Raw genomic sequence first — 26,690 nt, forward strand, 5'->3', positions numbered from 1 at the left:
GGCGCGGGCCGAAAATGTGAGCCACGCGGCAAAACGGATCTTTAAAATTGTTTTAGGGGTATCTGGATCTTAATCGATAAAACTGTGATCCCTGCACGGTTGTAAATATAGTTCACCGTCTACGCTTTTGAACATTATTAAATCAAAAAATCATTTGTTCAACAGCGGAGCGATGATGACCCCACTTATCGAAGCACGGAATATCAGCAAGCAGTTCTCGGGCGTGCCGGTGTTAAAAGGCATTGATTTCATGCTGCTTGCGGGCCAGGTGCATGCGTTAATGGGCGGTAACGGGGCGGGGAAATCGACGCTGATGAAGATTATCGCTGGCGTCGAGACCCCGGACAGCGGTGAACTTTCGGTTGCCGGACGGGCATATGCACGCCTCAGCCCCGGCCAGGCGCACGGGCTGGGGATCTACCTGGTGCCGCAGGAGCCGCTGCTGTTTCCTAACCTGACGGTGCGGGAAAATATTCTTTTCCGCCTGCCGCGCGAAAAGGGGGTGGACGAGCGTCTTGCGGAGAAGCTGCAGCAGCTGCAGTGCCAGCTCAGTCTTGATGCCACCGCCAGCACGCTGGAGGTGGCGGATCAGCAGATGGTGGAGATCCTGCGCGGGCTGATGCGTAATGCAACAATTCTGATCCTCGACGAGCCTACGGCGTCGCTGACCCCTGGCGAAACCGAGCGGCTGTTTCGCCAGATCCGCGCCCTGCAGGATCAGGGCGTTGGCATTGTCTTTATTTCACATAAATTGCCGGAGATCCGCCAGCTTTCCAGCCACGTCTCGGTGATGCGCGACGGGGCCGTGGTGCTGAGCGGCGAAACCGCGACCTTTGACGATAACGCCCTGATTGCCGCCATGACCCCGGTGAGCCGGGAACAACGCTTAAGCGACACGCAAAAACTGTGGCTGGCGCTGCCCGGGAATCGCCGGACCCAGCCGCAGGACTTTCCGGTGCTGCGGGTAGACGATCTTACCGGGGAAGGGTTTATCGATCTCAGCCTGGAGATTTACGCCGGGGAGATCGTCGGCCTGGCCGGGCTGGTGGGATCCGGACGTACCGAGTTCGCTGAAACACTTTACGGCCTGCGCCCCGTGCGCGGCGGACGCGTCTGGCTTGAAAATCAGGAGATCAACGCGGATTCGGTTGCCGCGCGTCTGGAAAAAGGGCTGGTCTACCTGCCTGAAGACAGGCAGGTCTCCGGCCTGTTCCTGGATGCGCCGGTTCGCTGGAACACCGTGACCCTGAACGAGCCGTCCCTCTGGCAGCAGCGCAGGCGGGAATCTGCGGTGGTGGAGCGTTATCACCGGGCGCTGGGGATCAAGCTCAACCATGCGGATCAAACCGTGCGCACGCTCTCTGGCGGTAACCAGCAGAAGGTCCTGCTGGCGCGCTGTCTGGAGGCCAACCCGCTGCTGCTGATTGTCGATGAACCCACGCGCGGTGTGGACGTCTCGGCGCGCGCCGATATCTATCAGTTGATCAAAAGCGTGGCGGCGCAGAACGTGGCGGTGCTGATGATCTCAAGCGATCTCGACGAGTTTCCCGGTCTTGCGGATCGCGTGCTGGTCATGCATCAGGGCATGCTCAGCGGCGAACTGCCGCGCCACGCCGTGACGCTCGATCGGATGATGGGGCTGGCGTTTGGAGGGCAATCATGAAGACCTTACTGAAAAACCGCGAGCTGAGCGCGTTTCTGGCGATCCTCGCCCTGTTCGTTGTGCTGGTGGCACTGAACCCGGCCTATCTCAGTCTGCAAACCCTGGGGATGATTTTCGCCAGCGCGCAGATCCTGATCCTGCTGGCGCTTGGCGCGGCGCTGGTGATGTTGACCCGCAACATCGACGTTTCGGTCGGATCTACCGTGGGGCTGTCTGCCATCGCGGTTGGCGTGGCGCTCAACAGCGGTTACAGCCTGCCGGCCGCCATCCTTTTTGCCCTGTCGATCGGCGCGCTGGCGGGCGCGTTCAACGGGGTGCTGGTGGTGGGGCTGCGGATACCGGCGATTGTCGCCACCCTCGGTACGCTGGGGCTGTATCGTGGGGCGATGCTGCTCTGGACCGGCGGGAAGTGGATTGAAGGGCTTCCGCCGGATCTGAAAGCGCTCTCCGCGCCGGTTGCCCTCGGGATTTCACCGTTGGGCTTCGTGGTGCTGTTCTTCGCCGCCGTCGGCGCGTGGACGCTGTCGCGCACCGCCTTTGGCCGTGACTTCTACGCCGTGGGGGACAACCTCGCCGCCGCGCGCCAGCTGGGCGTGGCGGTCAACCGCACGCGGATAATCGCCTTTACGCTTAACGGGATGCTGGCGGCCTGTGCAGGCATCGTCTTTGCCGCGCAGATTGGCTTTGTGCCGAATCAGACCGGCAGCGGGCTGGAGATGAAAGCCATCGCCGCCTGCGTGCTTGGCGGTATTTCGCTGCTGGGCGGGACGGGCACGCTGATTGGCGCGCTGCTCGGTGCGTTCTTCCTGACCCAAATCGACACCGTGCTGGTGCTGTTCAGGCTCCCGGCCTGGTGGAATGATTTTATTGCCGGGCTGGTGCTGCTGGGCGTGCTGGTGCTCGACGGGCGCTTGCGTCAGGCGCTTGCAAGGCATCAGCGGGCGCTGAAATACAGCCGTTTCCAGCCGGGCAATAAAGGGGGAAAGCACGTCACCCCGTTTCCAAAACGCAAAAAAGAGGTGGCGTAAATGAGGCTTAACTGGGAAAGCGCGCTGCTGATTTTGCTGGTGCTGGAGATCCTGCTCTTTGGGGCCATCAACCCGCGGATGCTCGATATCAACATGCTGCTGTTCAGCACCAGCGACTTTATCTGCATCGGTATTGTGGCGCTGCCGCTGACGCTGGTCATCATCAGCGGTGGGATTGATATTTCGCTCGGCTCCACCATCGGCCTGTGCGCCATTGCGCTGGGCGTGATGATGCAGGCGGGGTGGCCGATGGCGGTGGCGATCCCGCTGACGCTGCTGCTCGGTCTGCTGTGCGGGCTGGTGAACGCCGCGCTGATCCACTACACCGGCATCAGCCCGTTAGTGATAACCCTCGGCACGCTGTACCTCTACGGCGGCGGGGCGCTGCTGCTCTCCGGCATGGCGGGCGCGACTGGCTACGAGGGGATCGGCGGCTTTCCGGACAGTTTTACCGCCTTCGCTAACCTCACCGTGCTGGGTCTGCCGATCCCGCTGGTGCTGTTCGCGGTGATAACCCTTTTCTTCTGGCTGATTACCCATCGCGGGCGCTTCGGTCGGCACCTGTTTTTGATGGGGCAAAATCCGCGCGCGGCACGCTATGCGGGGCTGTCGGTGAATGGTATGCCTTACGCGCTGTATGGCCTGGTGGGCGTCGCCTCGGCGATTGCCGCGCTGGTGATGGTCTCCTATTTCGGCTCGGCGCGTTCGGATCTGGGGCGCGATTTACTGATGCCCGCGCTGACCGCCGCGGTGCTGGGCGGCGCGAATATCTACGGTGGTTCAGGTTCGGTTATCGGTACGGCACTGGCGGCGCTGCTGGTGGGGTATCTGCAACAGGGTTTACAGATGGTCGGCATCCCCAACCAGGTGTCGAGCGCGCTGTCAGGGGCGCTGTTGGTTGTGGTGGTGATGGGACGTTCGCTGAGTCTGCACCGTGAATGGGTGCGCTCTCTCCTCACAAAACATATCCGGAGCGTAAGATGAAAACAAAACTGATAGTCCTGGCGATGGCGCTCAGCGTGGCGTCTGCGCAGGCGGCGGACCGCATCGCCTTTATCCCGAAGCTGGTGGGGGTGGGGTTCTTTACCAGCGGCGGCAACGGCGCGAAAGAGGCGGGTAAAGATCTTGGCGTGGACGTGACCTACGACGGCCCGACTGAGCCGAGCGTCTCCGGCCAGGTGCAGCTGATCAATAACTTCGTGAACCAGGGCTATAACGCGATTATCGTCTCCGCCGTGTCGCCGGACGGCCTCTGCCCGGCGCTGAAGCGCGCGATGCAGCGCGGCGTGAAGGTGCTGACCTGGGATTCCGACACCAAACCGGAGTGCCGCAGCATTTACATCAACCAGGGGACGCCGGAACAACTCGGCGGCCTGCTGGTGGAGATGGCCGGCAAGCAGGTCACCAAACCGAATGCCAAAGTCGCGTTCTTCTACTCCAGCCCGACCGTCACTGACCAGAACCAGTGGGTCAAAGAGGCGAAGGCCAAAATCGAGAAAGATCATCCCCAGTGGCAGGTCGTCACCACCCAGTTCGGCTATAACGACGCCACGAAATCCCTGCAAACCGCTGAAGGGATCTTGAAAGCATATCCGGATCTGGATGCGATCATTGCCCCGGACGCTAACGCCCTGCCTGCTGCGGCGCAGGCGGCAGAAAACCTGAAGCGGGAAGGGGTGGCGATCGTCGGGTTCAGCACACCGAACGTCATGCGTCCGTACGTTGAACGTGGAACAGTGAAAGCCTTCGGCCTGTGGGATGTGGTGCAACAGGGCAAAATTGCGGTCAATGTCGCCGATCAATTGTTGAAAAAAGGCGATCTTAACGTGGGCGACAGCGTGGAGGTAAAAGATATCGGCACGCTCAAGGTCGAGCCAAACAGCGTGCAGGGTTACCAGTATGAGGCGAAGGGCAACGGTATTGTGCTGCTGCCGGAGCGCGTGGTGTTTACCAAAGAGAACATCGGCAAATACGATTTCTGACGGGGGAGCAAATGGCTGATTTAGACGACATCAAAGACGGCAAGGATTTTGGCATCGGCACGCCACAGGTAAACGCGCCCTATACCCTGAAGGGCTGTGGCTCGCTGGACTGGGGCATGCAGTCCCGGCTGGCGCGGATCTTCAACCCGCAAAGCAACCGCACGGTGATGCTGGCCTTTGACCACGGCTATTTTCAGGGCCCGACCACCGGCCTTGAGCGTATCGATCTTTCTATTGCCCCGCTATTTGGTGAAACCGACGTACTGATGTGCACCCGCGGTATTTTGCGAAGCACCGTGCCAGCGGCCACCAATAAGCCGGTGGTGCTGCGCGCTTCGGGCGGTAACTCGATTCTGGGCGAACTGTCTAACGAGTGCGTGGCGGTCGCGATGGAAGACGCGCTGCGCCTGAACGCCTGCGCGGTGGCGGCGCAGGTCTATATCGGCAGTGAATTTGAGCATCAGTCGATCAATAACATCATCAAACTGGTGGACGCGGGCGCGCGCTACGGCGTGCCGACGCTGGCGGTGACGGGTGTTGGCAAAGAGATGGCGCGTGACGCCCGCTATTTCTCTCTCGCCAGCCGCATTGCCGCCGAGATGGGGGCGCAGTTCGTTAAAACCTATTATGTCGACGAGGGCTTTGAAAAAGTGACCGCCAGCTGTCCGGTGCCGATTGTCATCGCCGGGGGCAAAAAACTGCCGGAAAACGAGGCGCTGGAGATGTGCTGGCGGGCTATCGATCAGGGGGCGTCCGGCGTGGACATGGGGCGGAATATCTTCCAGTCCAGCGCGCCGCTCGCCATGCTGAAAGCGGTGAAAAAAGTGGTTCACGAGAACATGAGCGCGCGGGACGCGTTCCAGTTCTGGCAGGAAGAAAAACAGGGAGAAGCAAAATGAACGTGACGTTAGTCGAGATCAACATCAAACCCGAACGCGTGGACGAGTTTCTGGAGGTGTTTCGCGCCAACCACGAAGGGGCGATTCAGGAGCCAGGAAACCTGCGTTTTGACGTGCTGCAGGACCCGCGGGTGAAAAGCCGGTTCTTTATCTACGAGGCCTATAAAGACGAAGCGGCAGTGCTGGCGCACAAGCAGACGCCGCACTACCTGGCCTGCGTGGATAAGCTTGAGGAGCTGATGTCAGAGCCGCGCAAAAAGCGCTGTTTTGTGGGGTTGTTGCCGGAGTAACAGGCGTTATAAAGGTTTATAGGCCGGGTAAGCGTTAGCGCCACCCGGCATTTTTCAGGCCAGCTCCAGATCCGCAAGTATCCGGGCTAGCGCTTCACGCGGCTCACCCTGAACCGCCTGTAACGGAAATGGCAATACAGGTGCAGCCACTTTTCCCATCATCTCTGCTGCCGCCGCGATAACCCGTAAGCTGCCGTATCGACGGAACAATTCCCACAGAGGCTCTAACCGCTCGGATTGTGCCGCCTCTTTCGAACGCGCAATCGCCAGCGTCGTATGAGGGAACAACCCCGCGAGAACCGAGTACCAGACGTCAAACCCGGCCTGAAGGGCTGAGGCCGCTAGCCAGTCACCGGCGATGCCCAACGTGACCGTATCAGGAAGAAGATCGCGTATCTGCGACAAGTCCTCCGGCACGCGACCAAGCTTAATGGATCCCACATTCGGCAGGGCCGCGACCGCAAATAACAGTTCATCGCTAAACGCAAAACCGGTTGTGGCCGGATTGTCGTAAATGCATAGCGGTACGGAGAGTTGTCGAGTCACCGTTTCATAGAGATTAAACGTTTCGTCTTCCGTTAACCGCTGGTACGACACGGGGGCCATCAGCACGCCGGAGACTCCTGCCGCCTGCCCGTCGTCTGCCAGACGCAGAATATCGTCGAGCCGTAGCGCGCCGATGCTGATGATGACCGGAATGTCATAAGCATGTGCCACCGCGCAGCGTGCGATCCGGCCGCGCTCTTCAACGGTCAGATAGGCATAGCTTCCCGTTGAGCCGAGAATGCCCAGCGAATCCACGCTGGCGTCGACCACGGGACGCAGCAGATTGATAAAGGCCCGCTCGTCAAACTTACCCTCTTTCAGGGGCGTTAACGGAAAGGCGCTTAACCCGTGAAACATCGTGTTGCCCTCTTACAGTTCCAGCAGTTGAACCTGAGCCGTTGCGCCAGGCATCAATTGTTGCAGATTGCTGACCAGCTCTTCTCCCGCCTCTTCCAGCGCCGCAAGCGGCATCGACGGCAGGCTCTCAAGAATAAACCACATGGTCTGCGCCTGGCTGTCCAGACGCGTCCGTATACCCTGGCGCCAGTTCCAGCGACGGCAGGTGACGCCGAGATCGTCGCGCCAGATAACCTCGCCCGGTTCCGGATGTTCCACCACTGGCTGTCCCTCTTTGACGGTATCAAACGGCTCGCTGCCGTCGGCCAGCGTCAGACGCGGCGCGCCTGAATAAGCCGCGAAATTTTCTCCGCCAACTGGAATGGCGTAGCGAATACTCACTGCGTTATAGATATCCACCACCGGATCCAGCGGCGGCAGCGATCCGTCTTTCAAAACCCGCTTACGCAGGGCGGATGCCGAGCAGGGCGTGCGTTTCGGTTTCGCACCGAAGGCTTTAAACACGTCATCCCAGCCTGAAAGGTGTGCAGCAGCCCATGGCACATCATCATTAAGCATCTGCTGGCAGGCCTGCGCCAGCGCGGCAGCTGCCGCTTCCGGGTGAGTAATCGGCGCGGCTTCAACCAGAATGCTCAGCGCCCGAAAGCCTGGGGCAATCCCGGCAAGACGCAAGTCTATTGACGGCGTAACGAGAGACATAAATAATCCTGTATTGACTGTTTTATACCATGGTAGTGACCAATGACTGAAAAAGTCAATATAATGACTGTGCAGGGCGCGGACGTTTCCCAGGTAAGCCTGGCCGTCGCGAACCGCATCCGCAACTGGCGGAAAGAGAAAAAACTGTCGCTGGATGAGTTGTCCCGCCGCGCCAGCGTCAGCAAAGGCATGCTGGTGGAGATCGAAAAGGGTGCAGCTAACCCCAGTATCGCCATTTTGTGCAAGTTGGCCGCCGCGCTCGGTATCTCAGTGGCGGATATCGTTAACGTCTCCAGCGAGCCGCAGGTGCACGTTATCGAAGAAGCCGCGATACCGGTGCTGTGGCAGGGCGCACTGGGCGGTTACGCCAGGCTGCTGGCGGGCACCGCGGGCCCGGATATGATTGAGCTATGGCATTGGGAGATGCAGCCGGGAGAGCGTTTTACCTCTTCGGGGCATCCGGCGGGAACCTTTGAGCTGCTACACGTGAACGAAGGCATGTTAACGCTTACGGTGGACGAGACGGTAACGCAGGTTGCTGCCGGGGCGTCGGTGGTGGCGAAAACCGAAGCGGCGCACGGCTACGCCAATCAAGGCAATACCGTGCTTCGCTTCACCATGACGGTGGCGGAGTTTCACCGATAAAAAGCAGCCCGGTGGCGCTAACGCTTACCGGGCCTACAGATGCAGTATTTATTAGGCCGGGTAAGCGTTAGCGCCACCCGGCGCAATTTACGCCTCTTCCACGCTCACCCGCAGCGCGGCCAGCGCTTTACGTGCCGCTTTCAGCACCTGCTCACACTGTTCAATCGTCAGCGTGAGCGGCGGTTCAATGCGAATGGTTTTTGAGTTGTTAAGCGTACCTGCCACCAGCACCCGCTGGCGGAACATCTCGCTCGCGAAGCTATAGCCGGTTTCGTTATCCACAAACTCAATGGCCATCAGCATGCCTTTGCCGCGCGCGTCCTGTACCAGATCCGGATATTCACGCCCCAGCTGACGGAAGCCATCCAGCAGCATGTCGCCTTTCTGCTCCGCCTGCGCAGGCAGGTTTTGCTCCAGCAGCACGTTGATGGTCGCCAGCGCGGCCGCACAGGCCAGCGGGTTGCCGCCAAAGGTGGTGGTGTGCAGGAAGGGGTTATCGAACAGCACCGAGAACACCTCTTCGGTGGCAACCGTGGCACCTATCGGCATCACCCCGCCGCCGAGCGCTTTTGCCAGGCACAGGATGTCCGGCTGAACGTTCTCATGCTCGCAGGCAAACATCTTGCCGGTGCGCCCCATGCCGGTTTGCACTTCGTCGAAAATCAGCAGGGCGCCAAATTCATCGCACAGCTGACGCACGGCGGGCAGATAGCCCTGCGGGGGTAAGATCACGCCGCCTTCGCCCTGGATGGGTTCCAGGATCACCGCCGCCACGTCATCGCCGGTTTTACGGCATTCGCTAAGGGCGGTGCGCATGGCATTAATGTCGCCAAACGGCACGTGGCGGAAGCCCGGCAGCAGCGGCATAAAAGGTTTGCGGAAGGTGGATTTGGCGGTCGCCGAGAGTGCACCCAGGGATTTACCGTGGAACGCGCCGCTGGTGGCAATAAAGGTGAATTTTCCGCGCGGCGACTGGTACGCCTTCGCGAGTTTGAGCGCCGCTTCGACCGATTCCGTGCCGCTATTGCTAAAGAAGCTGTACTTCAGTTTGCCGGGCGTTAGGGCCGCCAGCGTTTTTGCGAGCATGGCGCGCAGCGGGTCGAGCAGTTCCTGGCTATGGAGAGGTTGTTTCGCGAGTTGATTCTGTACGGCGGAAACCACAACTGGATTACGGTGCCCCACGTTGAAAATGCCAAAACCACCCAGGCAGTCGATAAATTCCTGTCCCTGGGTGTCGACAAGCGTGTTCAAACTTCCCGCTTGCCACTCTACGGCTCCGTAATCCCCGCCGGCGGTAACAGATTTGCGATACTCCAAAAATCCAGGGTTCACATGTTCTTTAAAGTAGTCGATGACCTCGCGATTCAGGTGTTTCATCTCCTCATGGTCAAGCGTTCGCTTTTCAATGAGATTCAGTGCGTGCGCGGTACAGGCAAGAGCCGAGGCGCTGGAAGGTAACCTGTTCAAAATATGCTCCCGGGGATCGCGTATCACATGATACTGCGTTAATTATTGCAGGGATTACGCCACTTCAGAGGACTTAACAAAAATCGGGATAAACGCCAGGGGAAATGATTATTGCGCAATATTTAATCATGCCGGTAAAGCCCGGACGAGATGAAGCGGCAGGCCGATTTTTGCCTCCTGCAAGCAGGCGCACCAGTGCGGTGCGGCGTGTGCTTCTTTAGTGGGCGTTAACAGATCATGCTTTATGAGTAATTTCACTACGAAAGTATTTAAAATCAATTAATTAAAAAGGCGCGCAAAAAGTGCGGTTTAACTGAAATTTGCGATCTCAATCATGTTTAACAACTAAAGATAAATTCTTAACCGCCGAAAAAACAATAAACCACAAAATTAACATTCAAATAACCTGCAAGGGATGCTCATTATGTCCTCTCCATCCAGCGTCACCCAGAACGAATACCCTCTGGACGACGACACCACGCTCATGTCGACGACCGACCTCCACAGCTATATGACTCACACTAACGACACTTTCGTACAGGTCAGTGGGTATTCGCTTCAGGAGCTGATCGGGCAGCCGCACAATCTTGTACGCCATCCGGATATGCCCAAAGCGGCGTTTGCCGATATGTGGTACACCCTGCAAAAAGGCGAGCCGTGGAGCGGGATCGTCAAAAACCGCCGCAAGAACGGCGACCACTACTGGGTGCGGGCGAACGCCGTGCCGATGGTCCGTCAGGGGCAGATGACCGGCTATATGTCGATCCGTACCCGGGCGACGGCGGAGGAGATCGCGGCGGTTGAGCCGCTCTATAAGGCGCTGAATGAAGGCCGCTGCAACAAGCGTATCCATAAGGGACTGGTGGTGCGCAAAGGCTGGCTCGGGAAGATGCCCGCGATGCCGCTGCGCTGGCGCGTACGCGGCGTCATGGCCATCCTGTTTGCACTGTTAGCCGCAACGCTTTTCGTAACGTCTGCGGGCTGGGTATCGCTTGCCGCGAGTGCCGTTGTCATGCTGGTGGGCACGGCGTTATTTGAACAGCAGATCGTCCGCCCGGTGAAGAACGTGGCGCGTCAGGCGCTGAAAGTGGCGACCGGAGAACGTAACAGCGTGCAGCACCTGAACCGGAGCGACGAGCTGGGGCTGACGCTGCGCGCGGTCGGGCAACTGGGGCTGATGTGCCGCTGGCTGATCAATGACGTTTCAAGCCAGGTGGTGAGCGTACGCGACGGCAGTGACCGACTGGCGCAGGGCAATGAAGATTTGAACGACCGCACGCGCCAGACCGTCTCCAACGTGCAGCAAACCGTGGCGACCATGAACCAGATGGCAGCGTCGGTGCAAAGTAACTCCGAGACCGCAGCCGAAGTGGACAAACTCTCCGTCGCCGCCAGCAGTGCGGCGTCTGAAGGCGGGCACGCGATGCAAACCGTGGTGAAAACCATGGACGACATTGCCGACAGCACGCAGCGAATCGGCTCCATTACCACGCTTATCAACGATATCGCGTTCCAGACCAATATCCTGGCGCTGAACGCGGCGGTAGAAGCGGCGAGGGCGGGCGAGCAGGGCAAAGGATTTGCGGTGGTGGCCGGTGAAGTGCGCCATCTCGCCAGCCGCAGCGCGAACGCCGCCAATGATATCCGCAAGTTGATTGATGCCAGCGCCAGCAAGGTGCAGTCCGGCTCCGATCAGGTTCATGCCGCGGGCCGGACGATGGATGATATCGTCGAGCAGGTGAAAAACGTCACCCGGCTCATCGCCCAGATCAGCCACTCAACGTCAGAACAGGCGACCGGTTTGTCTGAGCTGACTCGCGCCGTTGAGGAGCTGGACAGCATCACGCAGAAAAACGCCGATCTGGTGGAAGAGAGTGCGCACATCTCCGCCATGGTGAAGCATCGTGCCGGACGGCTTGAAGATGCGGTCACGGTGCTGCACTGATTTCGGCATGTTCCCGTAAAGCCGTTTATTCGTTCAGGAATAAGCGGCTTTTTTTGTGATTATTCATGTGGTTTATTGTTAATATAATATTAAATAACTAAAGAAACGCCTCAGTTATTTGTTCCTGCCTAAGTCGGTTTTCCCCTACGCTATTTCATCAATCCCCTCATAAGCGGCCGCATAACGATCGATGGGGCGAAATTAATAGCCTGTGCCTATCCATTGTGGAGGTTATGAAATAAAAAAACGATCAAAGTCATAAAGTTAGCGCGTCAGTTACCGATAACAGCGATCGTCTGAGAAATAATCACATCGATGGAGTAAATATGTACTTACATGACGTAAAGATCGGCACGAAATTATTTCTGGCGTTTGGCTTCTTTATTGTACTGATGGTGGTCAGCGCGAGTTTGTCCCTGATGAGCCTGAATCGGGCCAATCACGGAATGCAAACAATCCTTTCCCATGATTATCCCACCACGATAAAAGCGAACCAGCTCATCGACAACTTCCAGGAATTTGTTAGCACTCAGCAACTCATGCTGCTGGATGAGCAGGGGAGTTATACCGCCCAGTCACAGCAGCGTTTGAAGGCCATCAGCGAACGTATCACCGTCATCCTGGGTGAGCTGAACACCGACCTGCAGGATAAAAAATCTCAGCAGGTTCTGTCGGATATTCGCGACGTCCGCCAGCAGTACCTGGACTCGCGTTACCGTATTTTACAGGCGGTGCAAAACAACGATCGTCCTGGGGCTATTCAGGAGATGATGACCACCACGCTTAGCCTGCAGCAGGACTACAAAGCGAAAGTGCAGGAGTTGATTGCGGTTCAGGACGCGGAGATGCAAAACGCAGGCGCGCAGGTGGACGGTGATTTTCGCACCAACCGGCTGGTGCTGATCCTTATCACGCTCTTTAGCGTGGTGGTGGGGAGCCTGATTGGCTGGTTTATTGTGCGCTCGATTACTCGTCCGCTGGGCGAGGCGGTGAGCTTTGCCGAAGCCATTGCCGACGGCGATCTGACCGGCAGCATCGCCTCCCATGGGAAAGATGAAACGGGCCTGTTGCTCTCTGCGCTGATGGAGATGAAAACTCGCCTGCTGGAGATTGTGCAGCAGGTGCAGACCGGGTCGGAAAATATCTCCAGCGCGGCCGCGCAAATTGTGGCGGGTAACCAGGATCTGGCCGCGCGCACGGAAGAGCAGGCAAGTTCCGTTGAACAGACGGCGGCGTCGATGGAGCAGATCACCGCGACGGTCAAAAACACCGCTTCCCACACCGGGGAAGCCACCAACCTCTCCGCCGATGCGGCTGCGGTGGTGAAAAATAACGGTGAAATGATGAAGCAGGTGACCAGCAAAATGCGCCTGATTAACGAAACATCTAACCGGATGTCCGACATTATCGACCTAATCGACGCCATTGCTTTCCAGACCAACATTCTGGCGCTGAACGCGGCGGTAGAGGCGGCGCGTGCGGGTGAGCATGGCCGTGGATTCGCGGTTGTCGCCGGTGAAGTGCGCCAGCTGGCGCAAAAAAGCGCCTCTTCAGCCAGTGAAATCCGCCAGCTGATTGAAAGCTCCTCCAGCCAGACGCAGGACGGAATGAACCTGGTCGAAAAAGCCAGCGGGCTAATCAACGGGATGGTTGGCAACGTGGAAGAGATGGACGTGATCCTGCGCGAAATTCGCCAGGCGAGCCATGAGCAGACGGAAGGGATCTCGCAGATTAACAGCGCGATTGGCCTGATTGATGCCACCACGCAGCAGAACTCAGCCCTGGTGGAGGAATCTGTAGCTGCAGCGGCATCGCTGAACGATCAGGCGATGCACCTGAAAGAGCTGGTAAAAGTGTTCCGCGTGAGCGAGCACGCGCTGGCTTAATCCAGCTGGGAGATCTCCAGCGCCGCGCGGTCGATCACGCCGATGATCTGCTTAAGCTGCGCGTCGCTGAGCTCTCCCTGATTAACCTTCAGGTCTAATACCGCTTTGAAGTTATCCAGCGCCCGCTTCATCTGCGGGTTTTTACGCAGCTGGAAGCCGACGCTGCGCGCTTTGATACGCACCTGAATCTGTTCCAGCTGTTCCCGGTTTTCATCCAGCCAGTGCTGTCCGGCCACGGTGATCGCTATTTTCTTGCGGCCACTCTCTTCTTCCGTAATGGTGATAAAGGTCTGATCCTGCAGATAATCCAGGGTCGGGTAGATCACACCCGGACTAGGGGTGTAGTTCCCCTGAGTCAGGTTTTCGATCGCTTTGATCAACTCGTAACCGTGGCTCGCATTGCGCGTCAGGATATCCAGGATCACCAGCCGCAGATCGCCGTGTCCAAAAAAACGCGGTCGGCGGCCGCCCTCATGTTCATGTCGCATGTCATGTCTCTCTAAAAGATATATCTAAACTATATCGTAGATATGTTTAGATGCAATCTAAAAGATCTTGCATTCTTGCTAATTAGAAATCATTATCATTTAAAATTTATTTAGATATATCGTATTCATCTGAGAGGGCATAACCATGACATCACCTCGTTACCCGCAACGTGTTCGTAATGACCTGCGTTTTCGCGAGCTGGACGTGCTCCGCGTCGAGCGCGTCAATGCTGGCTTTCAGCGCATTGTTTTAGGCGGAGAAGCGCTGGAGGGCTTTAGCTCACGGGGCTTTGACGACCATACCAAAGTCTTTTTCCCGGCGCCGGGCACGACTTTCGTTCCGCCCGTCGTGACCGAGGAAGGCATCGACTGGGGAAAGGGCGTCCGCCCGCAGGCGCGTGACTATACCCCGCTGTTTGACGCGGAACACAACGAGCTGGTGCTTGATTTCTTTGTCCACGACGGCGGGGTTGCCAGCCGCTGGGCGCTGGAAGCGAAAGTGGGCGATAAGCTGACGATCGGCGGCCCGCGCGGTTCGCTGGTGGTGCCGGAAGATTACGCCTGGCAGCTTTACGTGTGCGATGAGTCCGGGATGCCCGCACTGCGCCGTCGTTTAGAGGCTATCGCCAGCCTGAAGGTTCGCCCGGAGATCCATGCGGTGGTGACCGTCGGCGATGCGTCTTACAAGACTTATCTCGCGCACCTGAGCGGATTCAACATTACCTGGATTGTGGGCCATAGCGAACAGGTGGTGGCAGACCAACTGGCCGCGCTGACTGTTCCGGCGGAAGATTACTTCATCTGGCTGACGGGGGAAGGGAAGGTGGTGAAAAACCTGAGCCGTCGCTTTGAGACCGACGCAATTGATCAGCAGCTGGTGCGTGCCAGCGCATACTGGCACGCCAAATAGCTACGCGGCTGAATCCATCTGCGCTTCGCTTACCTGATGTTCGAGCGAAGCGCGGACGTCGTGCAGCGCTTTCTCCTGCTGCGCAAAATAGGCTTCCATGTTGTTCAGCGACGAGACCAGCAGCCAGGACTCTTCTTTCTCAAGCTCTGCCAGCTCGTTCACTAAGGTGTCGATTTGCTCGCGAACCTGCGCCATTTTTTTGCGGATACGCTCCAGATCGTTCAGCCTGTCGCTCGCCATCAGCGGTTCAAAGCCCTGCTGCAGACGCGCCACCAGTGAACGGATCGCCTTAACGTCGCCACGCTGTTTGGCCTGGTTGAGCTGCACCATCATGGTGTTGGCTTCTTCTTTTAAATCATCCGCGACGAGGTCCGGGTGGCACAGTTTGCTCGCCTGACGCCAGAGCCGCTTCAGTTCGTTCCGATCCTCTTCAGAGAGCGCTTTTCCTTTGCGCAGACGTATCTCCGCATCGTGATGCTGCTCGCGATACTTCTCATACTCATCATTTGCCTCGTCGCGCGCCTGACGTGCCGGCTCTTCTTCACGCGTAAGGCCGCTCTCCAGCTCGCGCGCTTCGGCCAGCAGATTCGCAATCAGATCGCTTTGCTGCTGCAGATGCTTACGGGCCTCGGCAGCCTGCACAGAGTCCGCGGGCAGCTCGCGCCAGCGTTGCGTGAGTGTGGTCAGCACCTCCACCGCCTGCGCCATGTAGCGCTGGCAGCGGCGATAATCCTCTTCGCGACGGCGGGCTTCCGCCTGCTGACGACGTAGGTTCAGCTCCGCCAGCGTTTTGCGCAGGGCAAGGATCTGCTGCATTAGCGGGCCGAGCCGGGAGAAATAGAGATCGTTGAACTCATCAAGTTGCTGAACGCGCGCGTTGCGGCGGTCGATCAGATCCCGCAGGCGCTCTTCCAGCGCCTTCAGCTCCAGCCTGCTGGCTGCCACCTGCGGATCCCGCCACTGCGTGATGGCCCGCTGGCTTTGCAGCCAGGCAGTGATGGCCGCCATGGCGTCGGTGTAGTTCTTCTGTTCAAGCGCCACGACGATCGCCTGCAGCCCCTCGTCAAACGCTTCTTTTTTCAGGCGTGTCAGCTGGCTCTGGATAATGTCGTCATCTTCCAGTTCAATGGCATTTTTAATGATTTCTAGCCGTTTGATCGGTGTGCTCATGATGCCTTTCGCTTTGGCGCTTAAGTATTTGAGTTAAGGTTAGTTGTGGTAAACGCTACAGGAAATAATACACACGGATGATGATCGGCGCGACGGGGGATTTCTTTAGTTTTTGCCTGGTGTGAGGCAGGTAAAATCTTCAGGTAACCAGCGTGATGCTGAACCCGCCCGCGACGTAAGAGGGTGGTGGGCTGAAGGAGTAAGCGATCTGGCCGTTTTTGCGCTGAAGAACCAAACGATTTTGGCCGGGCAGATGCCAACGAGCCGGATACACTCGTATTCGGCTCGTTTGATGAGAAGCTTACAGAATGAAGTCTTTGTACTTCTCCGCGTTGTCGACCAGATAGGCGGGGAATTTATCTTTGCTGAGTTCCTGCTTCTTCATCACGCGCTCGCGGTTCCAGATGTCTTTTGAATTGGTGAGCGCACTGATAATGTGATCTTTGTTATTAAGATGCGGCAGGTCATATTCGGTATGAGAAATAGATGACATCTTCTCTGAAATACGTTCAGGCGTCATTATCCAGGAGAAATGCCAGCCGGAGTTCTTCACGATTTTACTGCGCAACTTAAACCATGTTTTAGAAAGGAAATCTTTGCGCAACGCTGATTTTTTGATGTTACGGAAAACTTCTGGCTCGCTGTTGAAGTAGCCTTTTAAGTTTCGCAACGTTGTTGCACGTGGCGCTTTGCACTGACGTTCAGACCCATCCATATTAAATACCTGGAGGTTAAACTGATAGTTATAGAACGGCATATGCAAAATCGTACACAGATGCTTTGGGTTGATACTCGTGACAACGTCAGGCCTGAAAATCTCATCCACATCTGAAACCAGAATAATATCGTCGTCTTTAGCGTTTTCCAGACCACGCATGATGGCGTTGCGTGTGGCGGCTTCATTTGCCCAGGCATCATATTCATCTGCTGACCCTTCCTTAAGGATTGGACGATCATGGAAGGGCACGTAGATGATTTTGTCTTTAAACTTTTCATACTTCGTTATATCGAAATTCAGGCTCTTAGGCTTGCCTGTGAAAGTATGAGATGATTCGACAATGACAAAGCGATCCACAACACCGGCCAGAGTGTTCAGGCGAATATCCAGCATCATGTCTTCGTCATAATATAAAAAGCAGTCATAAATCATAGTGCATTCCTTGTGCTCAGCGCTGATTCCACACTCTTTGTGGCCAGAGGAGGAGGCACATTGTAGCCGATGTTGCGAGCCCGAGGGAACAAAAACGAGATATCCCTACAAATGCAAATTACCGCTCACTTGAGAGACTTAATAATCAGTGACGTAAAGAGTATTAGCTCGCTAATGGTTATTCTTTTTCCACCATTTTTGCCATGACTAAGTCACCCTTTAGTAACCAACATCATAGGATGTATCCAGGCCAAATGAATAATCACTGATTATTTCGTAAACACGATATTCGGGAGAATTAATGTATTAACCAATGATCACGCGTTTTACTGAGAGCAGTATATATACACCTTAATGTATGCCTTATTAGTAATTAAATGAAATGCGCATTTCGCATCGTTATGTGGCGAAGCGGCCAAAGAATAACCCGCCGGGCGATGCCGGTTGCGGGCGTGGAATTGCTGGGCATTTTACAGGGTCAGGCTGCATGTGATTGGTTGGACAGTACACGTAGAGTCTTTTCGTTATAGACCGTTACATCACTGGGGATGTCCTTATTCACAAATGACATAGCGCCAATCACTACGTTATCACCGATTCGAATCTTATCCGCAATAATGCACGAACCTGCGCCGATGCTGACATTATCGCCAATAACAATAGATATTGCCTCTTTATTCACATTCGCGCCGGTAAGGCCAATCGTTGTGTTCTGCCTGATACGTAAAGAGTGACCGATGACAGCGGAGCCGTTCACTACTATCCCCTGATGGTGGGAAATCACCATGCCTGGTCCAATGTGCGCACCCAGTTGTATATCCGTGCCATACTTAAAAATGAGCTTTTTGTTTATCTTTAATGCACGTTCCCTTAGAAATTTGCTGTCTGAGTGATGCCAGTAAGATGCGATACGCCACCAGAAGTGAAAACGGCGGTCAGGGCATTTTATTGCTTTATGCAGCACCCTGAACCATGTAAATGGCTTAGAATTCATCATGACTTCACGGCGCAAGCATTCGCGCAAATGTTCCGATCTTAAATTTTTATCCATCGTCTTCTATCCCTAGTATTTCTGCGGGAATTTAAATCTAAATAACGCGAAAGGCAACGATGTAACAGCATTAATCACATCTATTTTTTTACAACCAGTCTCGGCAAACAATGCCAGTATCTGGACGAAAGGGGAGTGAGGGGGGACAAAAAGGGGACATTAAACGTACAAACAAAAAAGCCACTTTGCTGAAAGTGGCTTAATTATATGATTTTAAAACTCAAATTTGGTGGCCCCTGCTGGACTTGAACCAGCGACCAAGCGATTATGAGTCGCCTGCTCTAACCACTGAGCTAAGGGGCCGTGGCGGTGAATTATAAAGTAACTCCCTTCAGCAATCCAGCCATTCGCACCTGCCTGCTGTTTTTATAAACAACGCATAATCAATCCTTTATACTTCTATAACGATGTATCGATTGGGAGTAGAGATGATTAACGACATTCTGGCACCGGGCCTGCGGGTGGTGTTCTGCGGAATCAATCCGGGCAAGTCCTCGGCGCACACCGGTTTTCACTTCGCCCATCCGGGAAATCGCTTCTGGAAGGTGATCTATCAGGCGGGATTTACCGACAAGCTACTTAAGCCTGAAGAGGAGCAACATCTGCTGGACACGCGCTGTGGGATCACCATGCTGGTTGAGCGCCCAACGGTGCAGGCGAGTGAAGTTAACCTGCATGAACTGCGCAGCGGTGGGCGTGAACTTGTCAAAAAAATAGAAGACTACCAGCCGGCAGCGCTGGCGATCCTCGGCAAGCAGGCCTATGAACAGGCGTTCAGCCAGCGTGGAGCGCAGTGGGGCAAGCAGAGCATTAGCATCGGTGCAACGCAGGTGTGGGTGCTGCCAAACCCGAGCGGCTTGAACAGGGCGACGCTGGATAAGCTGGTAGAGGCGTACCGCGAACTCGATGAGGCGTTGATGGTGCGGGGGCTATAGGGGCCTCTGCTGCTTGACCCTCTCCAGGAGGGAGAAGGATAACCAAAAAAAAAGCTCCCGATGGGGAGCTTTTTGCTGTTACTGGATTAATCGTCCAGGAAGCTACGCAGCACTTCAGAGCGGCTTGGATGGCGCAGTTTACGCAACGCTTTCGCTTCGATCTGACGGATACGTTCACGGGTAACGTCAAACTGTTTACCCACTTCTTCCAGCGTGTGGTCGGTGTTCATATCGATACCGAAACGCATACGCAGGACTTTAGCTTCACGGGCTGTCAGGCCAGCCAGCACGTCGTGCGTGGCAGCACGCAGGCTCTCGGTAGTGGCAGAGTCCAGCGGCAGCTCGAGGGTGGTATCCTCGATGAAATCACCCAGATGCGAATCTTCATCGTCGCCGATTGGCGTTTCCATGGAGATAGGCTCTTTGGCGATCTTCAGCACTTTACGGATCTTGTCTTCCGGCATCAGCATGCGTTCAGCCAACTCTTCCGGCGTTGGCTCGCGGCCCATCTCTTGCAGCATCTGGCGGGAGATACGGTTGAGCTTGTTAATGGTCTCAATCATATGCACCGGAATACGGATGGTGCGCGCCTGATCCGCGATAGAGCGGGTGATTGCCTGACGGATCCACCAGGTTGCGTAGGTGGAGAACTTGTAGCCACGACGGTATTCAAACTTATCTACCGCTTTCATCAGACCGATGTTGCCTTCCTGAATCAGATCCAGGAACTGCAGACCGCGGTTGGTGTATTTCTTGGCGATAGAGATAACCAGACGCAGGTTCGCCTCAACCATCTCTTTCTTCGCACGGCGGGCTTTCGCTTCACCGATGGACATACGACGGTTAATGTCTTTTACCTGCTCAATGGTCAGGCCGGTCTCTTCTTCAATCTGCTGCAGTTTCTGCAGGCCGCGATGCACATCGTCTTTCACGTCGTGCAGTTTTTCAGACCACGGCTTGTTCATTGCGATAGCGGCGTTGAACCAGGTTTCGCTGGTTTCGTTGCCGGTGAACAGGGTGATGAAGTTCTTCTTCGGCATTTTGCACTGTTCGACGCACAGCTTCATGATGATGCGTTCCTGGGTACGTACGCGATCCATCATCACGCGCATGCTGTTAACCAGGTAGTCGAACTGCTTAGGCACCAGACGGAACTGCTTGAACACTTCAGACAGCTTCAGGATCTGTTCCTGAGCGGCAGCATGACTGCGGCCTTTCGCCTTGATGGTGTCGCGGGCCAGTTCGTACTGCGTACGCAGTTCGCCAAACTTCTCGCGCGCCAGTTCAGGGTCGATGCTGTTATCGTCATCGCTGCTGTCGTCTTCTTCTTCTTCATCTTCATCTTCGTCGTCATCCATCTCTTCCTGAGACAGTTCAGACCCGACGTGCGTGGCGGTAGGCGCCATGTCTTCTTCAGCGTTCGGATCGACGAAGCCGGTGATGAGATCGGACAGACGCGCTTCTTCCGCTTCAACGCGATCGTACTGTTCCAGAAGATAGGTGATCGCTTCCGGGTATTCAGCAACGGAGCACTGAACCTGGTTGATCCCGTCTTCAATGCGTTTCGCGATGTCGATTTCGCCTTCGCGGGTCAACAGTTCAACGGTACCCATTTCGCGCATATACATGCGGACCGGGTCAGTGGTACGCCCGATTTCAGATTCCACGCTGGACAGTACCTGTGCAGCAGCTTCCTCGGCATCTTCGTCAGTGTTGTTGGAGGTTTCAGCCAGCAACAGATCATCGGCATCCGGTGCTTCTTCCATCACCTGAATGCCCATGTCATTGATCATTTGGATGATGTCTTCGATCTGATCTGAATCGACGATATCTTCCGGCAGATGGTCATTGACCTCGGCATAGGTCAGATAGCCTTGCTCCTTACCGCGTTGGACAAGAAGTTTCAGCTGTGACTGCGGGTTTTGCTCCATAAGACGGTATCCACACTTAATTCGTTTGATTGGTGTCGGCGATGGGGCTGCCAACATTTAAAGCGAGGGCGTACTTATATTTTTGCCGCTGCCTCTCAGTGCGGCTGCCGGGGGCTTCCCGATCGATATTCGGCACTTAAGCCGTTAAATTCTTCATCCTTCACGTTGTCTCTGCGTTAGCGGCGTTCTCGCATCCTGGTCATGTACTTATGTATACTCCCAGGGGTTCGTTCACTTGCTGCCTTGATACAACGCGAATGATTTTGTCTTTCACTTATTTTTTCTATTTCTTCGCCAGTTCCTGGTTAATCATCCAGAGTTCCCGGCGTTCTTCGCTGCTTAAACCGTGCGTGCGCTCGCGGGCAATCAACTCTTCCTGGCGCAGTTCAAGCATCGAATCAAACATATGGTTGAGTGAGTCGGTGAACGTTTTTTCTGCAATGTCCTTATCTGCTATATCGTCCCACATCGACAGTTTTTCAAGGGTAGCGGCCTCTTTAGTGCCGCGATAATGCTCTAGAAGCTGTCCGGTGGTGAGTCCTGGCTGTGACAAGCACGTGTTGACCAGTTCTGAAAATAACCCAAGCCCGGGCAGCTTCTCATGGTTCAAACCTGCCAGCGACGGCACTTGCGGCGCGAGTTCTGGGTTTTGAACCAGCAATCCTATCAGTATACGCATGGTTGTGCGTTTTAGCTGAGGCGCCGGACGAGCCGCACCGTTTTCAGCAAGTTTAGGCATTAAACGTTCAAGCTGACTGTCATCCAGAATGCCGAGCTTGTTGCCTAACTCCTGACGCAGATAGATGCGCAGCGTTTCGCCGGGCACCTGACTGATTAACGGCAGTGCCAGCGTACTGAGCTGCGCACGCCCGTCAGGGGTACTCAAATCCACCTGCGGCATCAGGCTGTTAAACAAAAACGTGGAGAGCGGCTGAGCCTGCTCCATCCGCGCTTCAAACGCCGCTTTACCCTCTTTACGCACCAGCGTATCCGGGTCTTCACCGTCGGGCAGAAACATAAAGCGTAGCTGACGTCCGTCGGTCATGTAAGGCAGCGCCGTTTCCAGCGCACGCCAGGCGGCATCGCGCCCTGCGCGGTCACCGTCGTAACAGCAGATGACGTTATTCGTCACCCGGAACAGCAGCTGAATATGATCGGCCGTGGTGGACGTGCCTAATGACGCAACGGCATAGTTGATGTCGTACTGCGCCAGGGCAACGACGTCCATATAGCCTTCGACGACCAGAAGACGCGGAGGTTCCGCATTTTCCTGCTGCGCCTCATAAAGACCGTAAAGCTGGCGGCCTTTATGGAAAATATCGGTTTCCGGGGAGTTGAGGTACTTCGGCAGGGCATCGCCCAGCACGCGACCCCCAAAACCAATGACCCGGCCACGCTTGTCGCGGATCGGGAACATGACCCGTTCACGGAAGCGGTCGTAGCTTCGTCCCTGGTCGTTGGTGACCAGCATGCCTGCATCGATGAGAGACTTACGATCTTCGCTATTGCCGCCAAAACGCTTTAACACGTTGTCCCAGCCGGGCGGGGCGTAACCAATAGCGAAACGCGCAATCACATCGTCACTCAGTCCGCGCGCGTTCAGATACTGACGCGCAGGCTCAGCCGCAGAGTGCTTAAGAGACTGTTGATAGAATGCATTCAGGCCGTCCATCAGCTGATAAAGCGTTTGCCGTTGATGGCGCTCTATCTGGCTGGGTCCGCTGCCTGCTTCATACGGCACTTCAAGGTTGTGCATCGCCGCCAGCTCTTCGACCGTTTCAACGAACTCGAGCTTGTCGTAGTTCATCAAAAAATCGACCGCGTTACCGTGGGCGCCACAGCCGAAGCAGTGGTAAAACTGTTTTTCACCGTTTACGGTGAAAGAGGGGGTTTTTTCGTTATGGAACGGACAGCACGCATGGTAGTTCTTGCCCTGCTTTTTGAGCTTTACCCGCGCGTCGATGAGATCGACGATGTCGGTTCTGGCCAGCAGGTCATTGATAAAAACGCGTGGGATTCGTCCAGCCATAGGCCCCAATAGTTTAGCGACTTATAAACGAAAACAAGCCGCGCATTCCTTCCGGAAGCACGGCCTTACGACTATTACTCTGTCTGTCAGCTGAGAGCGTGCGCCCTCAACAGATTAGTACAGACGAGTACGGCGTGCGTTTTCGCGAGCCAGTTTCTTCGCGTGACGTTTCACTGCAGAAGCTTTAGCGCGCTTACGTTCAGTCGTTGGTTTTTCATAGAACTCACGACGACGAACTTCAGCCAGAACACCTGCTTTCTCGCATGAACGTTTGAAGCGACGCAGTGCTACGTCGAACGGCTCGTTTTCACGTACTTTAATTACCGGCATGTAACTCTCACCTTTAATAAATTCGGTTTGCCGCTGGCATCAGCGCCAGCTTATTTCAAAATGGTGCGGAATTTTACTGCAAATGCTGCTGCTTTGTAAAGCACCGAAGCGATTTTGAAAGGGACTTTAATAAGGGTGAGGAGTATACACGAGCCTTTCTCCTGGATCGAACAAAGTTTTACATCAACCCGCCCAGGCTCTACACTGCGCGGTACTGAAGCGAGGTAAAACAAGTCATGCGTGTACTGGGTATTGAAACATCCTGCGATGAAACCGGCATCGCCATTTACGACAACGAAAAAGGGCTGCTGGCCAACCAACTGTATAGTCAAGTGAAACTGCACGCTGACTACGGCGGTGTCGTGCCTGAACTGGCCTCTCGTGACCATGTGCGTAAAACCGTCCCTTTAATTCAGGCGGCGTTGAAAGAGGCCGGGCTGAGCTCAACAGATATCGATGCCGTGGCGTATACCGCAGGTCCTGGCCTTGTCGGCGCACTGCTGGTTGGTGCAACCGTCGGGCGTTCTCTGGCGTTTGCGTGGGATGTTCCGGCGATCCCAGTTCACCATATGGAAGGGCACCTTCTGGCACCGATGCTGGAAGACAATCCGCCGGCGTTCCCGTTTGTGGCGCTGCTGGTTTCTGGCGGCCACACGCAGCTGATTAGCGTGACGGGCATTGGCAAGTATGAACTGCTGGGCGAATCGATTGACGACGCAGCCGGTGAAGCCTTCGACAAAACCGCCAAGCTCCTGGGGCTGGATTATCCTGGCGGCCCGATGCTGTCGAAAATGGCCGCGCAGGGGACGGAAGGCCGTTTCGTCTTCCCTCGCCCGATGACCGATCGTCCGGGCCTGGACTTCAGCTTCTCCGGTCTGAAGACCTTTGCCGCCAACACCATTCGCAACAACGATAATGATGAACAGACCCGCGCGGATATCGCCCGGGCATTTGAAGATGCAGTCGTCGATACGCTGATGATCAAATGCAAGCGCGCGCTGGATCAGACTGGCTTTAAGCGCCTGGTAATGGCCGGGGGCGTTAGCGCCAACCGTACGCTGCGCGCGAAGCTGGCCGAGATGATGCAAAAGCGTCGCGGTGAAGTGTTTTACGCCCGTCCGGAATTTTGTACCGACAACGGGGCGATGATCGCCTACGCGGGTATGGTGCGGCTCAATGCCGGCGCGACATCCGATCTCAGCGTTTCCGTGCGTCCACGCTGGCCGCTGGCTGAACTGCCGGAGGCGTAATCAGGAGGAGCCGTTTTTCGGCTCTTTTTTCTTTCTCTTCAGCTTCGTCCAGATTTTGGTCTCCTGGCGACGCCACAGGCGTTGAATGTTGTCGTGATGACGCAGCAGAATCAGGCAGGAGAGCATCGAAACCGGGAAGGTGAACTGCGGTTTAAACCACCAGACATAGAACGGCGCGATAAGCGCGCTGACAATGGCGCCCAGAGACGAATAGCCGCTCAGTAAAATCGTCAGCAGCCAGGTCCCGGCCATTACGCCAGTGAGATCCCAGCCGATCGGCGCGATGGCACCGAAGGCGGTCGCGACGCCTTTACCGCCTTTAAAGCCGAAGAATACCGGCCAGATATGGCCAACGCAGGCGGCAATGGCAATAAGCCCCAGCCAGAACGGCGTGACGCCCAGCGCATACGCGCCCCAGACGGGAAGCATCCCTTTCAGAACATCAAAAATCAAAACCGCTACGGCTGCTCCCTTGCCGCCAATTCGTAGTACATTGGTCGCCCCGGGATTCCCGGAGCCGCTTTCGCGCGGGTCAGGTAACCCGGCAATGCGGCAGACCAGAATGGCGCTGGAGATTGAGCCGCAAAGGTAGGCGAGGAGGATCATTCCAGGCGCGATTGCACTCATAACGCTGTTCCGTTTTGAAAATGTATCTGTATTCTCAGCATCTGTGGATAATACGCATAATTCGCCGGAAGTGGTATCCGGTTTAGCCAAAAAGCAGGCAGGTCGTGATGGATATTGTATTTATAGAGCAACTTTCGGTAATCACCACTATTGGTGTTTACGACTGGGAACAGACCATAGAACAGAAATTAGTGTTCGATATCGAAATGGGCTGGGATAACCGCGTGTCGGCAAAAAGCGACGACGTGAATGACTGTTTAAGCTATGCCGACATCAGCGAAACCGTCGTGAGCCACGTAGAAGGGCAACGTTTTGCACTGGTTGAACGCGTGGCGGAAGAGGTTGCGGAGCTGCTGTTGAGCAAGTTTAATTCACCGTGGGTGCGCATCAAGCTGAGCAAACCCGGCGCCGTGGCGCGCGCCGCCAACGTGGGCGTGATTATCGAGCGTGGCAAAAATCTGAAAGGAATGATTTAACGTCATAATCGCTAAACCATTTTCGGTTATACAGGTCTTAAAGCTGTATCTTTCACGGGAGCCTTTGTAGCGACCGTTTTTTTATATCTTTTTAGGGGTTTATAGATGAGCGATATGCACTCGCTGCTGGTGGCGGCAATACTGGGTGTGGTCGAGGGATTGACGGAGTTTTTGCCGGTTTCCAGTACGGGCCATATGATTATTGTGGGCCATCTGCTGGGCTTTGAGGGGGATACCGCAAAGACATTCGAAGTGGTGATCCAGTTCGGTTCAATCCTGGCCGTGGTGGTGATGTTCTGGCGTCGTCTGTTTGGCCTGATTGGCATCCACTTTGGCCGTCTGCCGCAGCGCGAAGGCGAGGGCAAAGGCCGTCTGACGCTGATTCATATCCTGCTCGGGATGATCCCGGCAGTGGTGCTGGGGCTGATATTCCACGATACCATCAAGTCGCTGTTTAATCCCATCAACGTGATGTACGCCCTGGTGGTTGGTGGCGTCCTGCTGATTGCGGCGGAACTGCTCAAACCTAAAACCCCGCGTGCGGAAGGTCTGGATGACATGACCTATCGTCAGGCGTTTATCATTGGCTGCTTCCAGTGTCTGGCGCTGTGGCCGGGCTTCTCCCGTTCAGGGGCGACCATTTCCGGCGGGATGCTGATGGGCGTGAGCCGCTATGCGGCGTCAGAGTTCTCTTTCCTGCTGGCGGTCCCGATGATGATGGGCGCCACCGCGCTGGACCTCTATAAAAGCATCGGCTTCCTGACTACCGGCGACATCCCGATGTTTGCCGTAGGCTTTATCACCGCCTTTATCGTGGCGCTGATTGCGATTAAAACCTTCCTGCAGCTGATTAAGCGTATCTCGTTCATTCCGTTCGCGATCTACCGCTTTATCGTCGCAGCTGCCGTGTACGTGGTCTTCTTCTGATGACCGACC

The 26,690-nt window shown here is 55.7% G+C and carries 25 protein-coding genes and 1 tRNA gene; 14 read left to right on the plus strand and 12 right to left on the minus strand.

Going from position 1 to position 26,690, the window contains the following annotated elements; translation table 11 throughout:
* Window positions 1-175: 175 nt before the first annotated feature.
* The 6 genes from lsrA to lsrG are packed head-to-tail and all read left to right on the plus strand — an operon-like array spanning window position 176 to window position 5,862.
* Window positions 176-1,663: an autoinducer 2 ABC transporter ATP-binding protein LsrA gene (lsrA, locus tag QLG21_RS13635; RefSeq protein ID WP_042322061.1), complete on the plus strand. Its 1,488-nt coding sequence runs from the start codon at window positions 176-178 to the stop codon at window positions 1,661-1,663.
* Window positions 1,660-2,691: an autoinducer 2 ABC transporter permease LsrC gene (gene lsrC / locus QLG21_RS13640; protein ID WP_102890163.1), complete on the plus strand. Its 1,032-nt coding sequence runs from the start codon at window positions 1,660-1,662 to the stop codon at window positions 2,689-2,691. The genes lsrA and lsrC overlap by 4 nt, the downstream gene beginning before the upstream one ends.
* Window positions 2,692-3,675, plus strand: coding sequence for an autoinducer 2 ABC transporter permease LsrD (gene lsrD, locus QLG21_RS13645; protein WP_058609441.1), 984 nt, complete (start codon window positions 2,692-2,694; stop codon window positions 3,673-3,675). It begins immediately after the preceding gene.
* On the plus strand, window positions 3,672-4,673 hold the full coding sequence (gene lsrB / locus QLG21_RS13650; protein ID WP_101736937.1) for an autoinducer 2 ABC transporter substrate-binding protein LsrB: 1,002 nt from the start codon (window positions 3,672-3,674) through the stop codon (window positions 4,671-4,673). The genes lsrD and lsrB overlap by 4 nt, the downstream gene beginning before the upstream one ends.
* Window positions 4,674-4,684: 11 nt before the next feature.
* Window positions 4,685-5,572, plus strand: a complete 888-nt coding sequence (lsrF, locus tag QLG21_RS13655) for a 3-hydroxy-5-phosphonooxypentane-2,4-dione thiolase (RefSeq protein ID WP_006178652.1) — start codon at window positions 4,685-4,687, stop codon at window positions 5,570-5,572.
* Complete coding sequence (gene lsrG / locus QLG21_RS13660) at window positions 5,569-5,862, plus strand: (4S)-4-hydroxy-5-phosphonooxypentane-2,3-dione isomerase (RefSeq protein WP_101736938.1); 294 nt, start codon at window positions 5,569-5,571, stop codon at window positions 5,860-5,862. The genes lsrF and lsrG overlap by 4 nt, the downstream gene beginning before the upstream one ends.
* A 54-nt stretch (window positions 5,863-5,916) precedes the next feature.
* Here the strand turns inward: lsrG and QLG21_RS13665 are convergent, their stop codons facing one another.
* Both QLG21_RS13665 and QLG21_RS13670 read right to left on the minus strand, forming a co-directional pair.
* On the minus strand, window positions 5,917-6,765 hold the full coding sequence (locus QLG21_RS13665; protein ID WP_282484606.1) for a dihydrodipicolinate synthase family protein: 849 nt from the start codon (window positions 6,763-6,765) through the stop codon (window positions 5,917-5,919).
* A 12-nt stretch (window positions 6,766-6,777) separates the two neighbouring features.
* Window positions 6,778-7,464, minus strand: coding sequence for a B3/4 domain-containing protein (locus QLG21_RS13670; RefSeq protein ID WP_282484607.1), 687 nt, complete (start codon window positions 7,462-7,464; stop codon window positions 6,778-6,780).
* Between the two features lie 42 nt (window positions 7,465-7,506).
* On the opposite strand from QLG21_RS13670, the gene QLG21_RS13675 reads away from it, so the two are divergent.
* A complete protein-coding gene (locus QLG21_RS13675; protein ID WP_137903667.1) occupies window positions 7,507-8,109 on the plus strand; it encodes a helix-turn-helix domain-containing protein in 603 nt (200 codons plus the stop codon).
* Window positions 8,110-8,196: 87 nt separating this feature from the next.
* On the opposite strand, the gene ygjG is transcribed toward QLG21_RS13675, so the two are convergent.
* Complete coding sequence (gene ygjG / locus QLG21_RS13680) at window positions 8,197-9,576, minus strand: putrescine aminotransferase (RefSeq protein ID WP_042322056.1); 1,380 nt, start codon at window positions 9,574-9,576, stop codon at window positions 8,197-8,199.
* Window positions 9,577-10,000: 424 nt separating this feature from the next.
* On the opposite strand from ygjG, the gene QLG21_RS13685 reads away from it, so the two are divergent.
* Together QLG21_RS13685 and QLG21_RS13690 are read left to right on the plus strand one after the other, a co-directional pair.
* Window positions 10,001-11,521, plus strand: a complete 1,521-nt coding sequence (locus QLG21_RS13685; protein ID WP_282484608.1) for a PAS domain-containing methyl-accepting chemotaxis protein — start codon at window positions 10,001-10,003, stop codon at window positions 11,519-11,521.
* Window positions 11,522-11,847: 326 nt separating this feature from the next.
* Complete coding sequence (locus QLG21_RS13690) at window positions 11,848-13,407, plus strand: methyl-accepting chemotaxis protein (protein ID WP_282484609.1); 1,560 nt, start codon at window positions 11,848-11,850, stop codon at window positions 13,405-13,407.
* Here the strand turns inward: QLG21_RS13690 and QLG21_RS13695 are convergent.
* Entirely contained in the window at window positions 13,404-13,895 is a 492-nt protein-coding gene (locus QLG21_RS13695) for a PadR family transcriptional regulator (RefSeq protein WP_202561243.1), read from the minus strand. The genes QLG21_RS13690 and QLG21_RS13695 overlap by 4 nt on opposite strands.
* 145 nt (window positions 13,896-14,040) lie before the next feature.
* Here QLG21_RS13695 and QLG21_RS13700 point away from each other — a divergent pair, with 145 nt between their 5' ends.
* The gene (locus tag QLG21_RS13700) at window positions 14,041-14,805 is read left to right on the plus strand and encodes a siderophore-interacting protein (protein WP_282484610.1); all 765 of its coding nucleotides are present in this window, start codon (window positions 14,041-14,043) and stop codon (window positions 14,803-14,805) included.
* Here the strand turns inward: QLG21_RS13700 and QLG21_RS13705 are convergent, their stop codons facing one another.
* The 4 genes from QLG21_RS13705 to QLG21_RS13720 form a co-directional block, all read right to left on the minus strand.
* A complete protein-coding gene (locus QLG21_RS13705; protein WP_282484611.1) occupies window positions 14,806-15,975 on the minus strand; it encodes a DNA repair protein in 1,170 nt (389 codons plus the stop codon).
* Window positions 15,976-16,276: 301 nt separating this feature from the next.
* Window positions 16,277-17,125 carry a benzoate transporter gene (locus QLG21_RS13710; protein ID WP_348994644.1) on the minus strand — a complete coding sequence of 283 codons (849 nt, stop codon included), beginning with the start codon at window positions 17,123-17,125 and terminating at the stop codon, window positions 16,277-16,279.
* A gap of 478 nt (window positions 17,126-17,603) precedes the next feature.
* Complete coding sequence (locus QLG21_RS13715) at window positions 17,604-18,176, minus strand: serine acetyltransferase (RefSeq protein WP_137903661.1); 573 nt, start codon at window positions 18,174-18,176, stop codon at window positions 17,604-17,606.
* Between the two features lie 227 nt (window positions 18,177-18,403).
* A tRNA-Ile gene (locus tag QLG21_RS13720) sits at window positions 18,404-18,479 on the minus strand.
* Between the two features lie 125 nt (window positions 18,480-18,604).
* Here QLG21_RS13720 and mug point away from each other — a divergent pair.
* On the plus strand, window positions 18,605-19,111 hold the full coding sequence (gene mug, locus QLG21_RS13725) for a G/U mismatch-specific DNA glycosylase (protein ID WP_058610735.1): 507 nt from the start codon (window positions 18,605-18,607) through the stop codon (window positions 19,109-19,111).
* A gap of 86 nt (window positions 19,112-19,197) precedes the next feature.
* On the opposite strand, the gene rpoD is transcribed toward mug, so the two are convergent.
* The 3 genes from rpoD to rpsU all read right to left on the minus strand — a co-directional run bounded on the left by rpoD (window position 19,198) and on the right by rpsU (window position 23,401).
* Window positions 19,198-21,042, minus strand: a complete 1,845-nt coding sequence (rpoD, locus tag QLG21_RS13730; protein WP_137903660.1) for an RNA polymerase sigma factor RpoD — start codon at window positions 21,040-21,042, stop codon at window positions 19,198-19,200.
* Between the two features lie 283 nt (window positions 21,043-21,325).
* Complete coding sequence (dnaG, locus tag QLG21_RS13735; protein WP_101736951.1) at window positions 21,326-23,071, minus strand: DNA primase; 1,746 nt, start codon at window positions 23,069-23,071, stop codon at window positions 21,326-21,328.
* 114 nt (window positions 23,072-23,185) lie between these two features.
* A complete protein-coding gene (gene rpsU / locus QLG21_RS13740) occupies window positions 23,186-23,401 on the minus strand; it encodes a 30S ribosomal protein S21 (protein WP_001144069.1) in 216 nt (71 codons plus the stop codon).
* Window positions 23,402-23,637: 236 nt separating this feature from the next.
* On the opposite strand from rpsU, the gene tsaD reads away from it, so the two are divergent.
* Window positions 23,638-24,651, plus strand: a complete 1,014-nt coding sequence (gene tsaD, locus QLG21_RS13745) for a tRNA (adenosine(37)-N6)-threonylcarbamoyltransferase complex transferase subunit TsaD (RefSeq protein WP_042322033.1) — start codon at window positions 23,638-23,640, stop codon at window positions 24,649-24,651.
* Here the strand turns inward: tsaD and plsY are convergent, their stop codons facing one another.
* The gene (gene plsY, locus QLG21_RS13750; RefSeq protein WP_006178600.1) at window positions 24,652-25,278 is read right to left on the minus strand and encodes a glycerol-3-phosphate 1-O-acyltransferase PlsY; all 627 of its coding nucleotides are present in this window, start codon (window positions 25,276-25,278) and stop codon (window positions 24,652-24,654) included.
* Window positions 25,279-25,385: 107 nt separating this feature from the next.
* On the opposite strand from plsY, the gene folB reads away from it, so the two are divergent.
* Entirely contained in the window at window positions 25,386-25,754 is a 369-nt protein-coding gene (gene folB / locus QLG21_RS13755) for a bifunctional dihydroneopterin aldolase/7,8-dihydroneopterin epimerase (RefSeq protein ID WP_282484612.1), read from the plus strand.
* 105 nt (window positions 25,755-25,859) lie between these two features.
* Window positions 25,860-26,681, plus strand: coding sequence for an undecaprenyl-diphosphate phosphatase (gene bacA / locus QLG21_RS13760; protein ID WP_282484613.1), 822 nt, complete (start codon window positions 25,860-25,862; stop codon window positions 26,679-26,681).
* Window positions 26,682-26,690: the final 9 nt, after the last annotated feature.

The sequence above is a fragment of the Enterobacter sp. V87_3 genome (genome assembly GCF_029967835.1).
Lineage (GTDB): Bacteria > Pseudomonadota > Gammaproteobacteria > Enterobacterales > Enterobacteriaceae > Enterobacter > Enterobacter cancerogenus.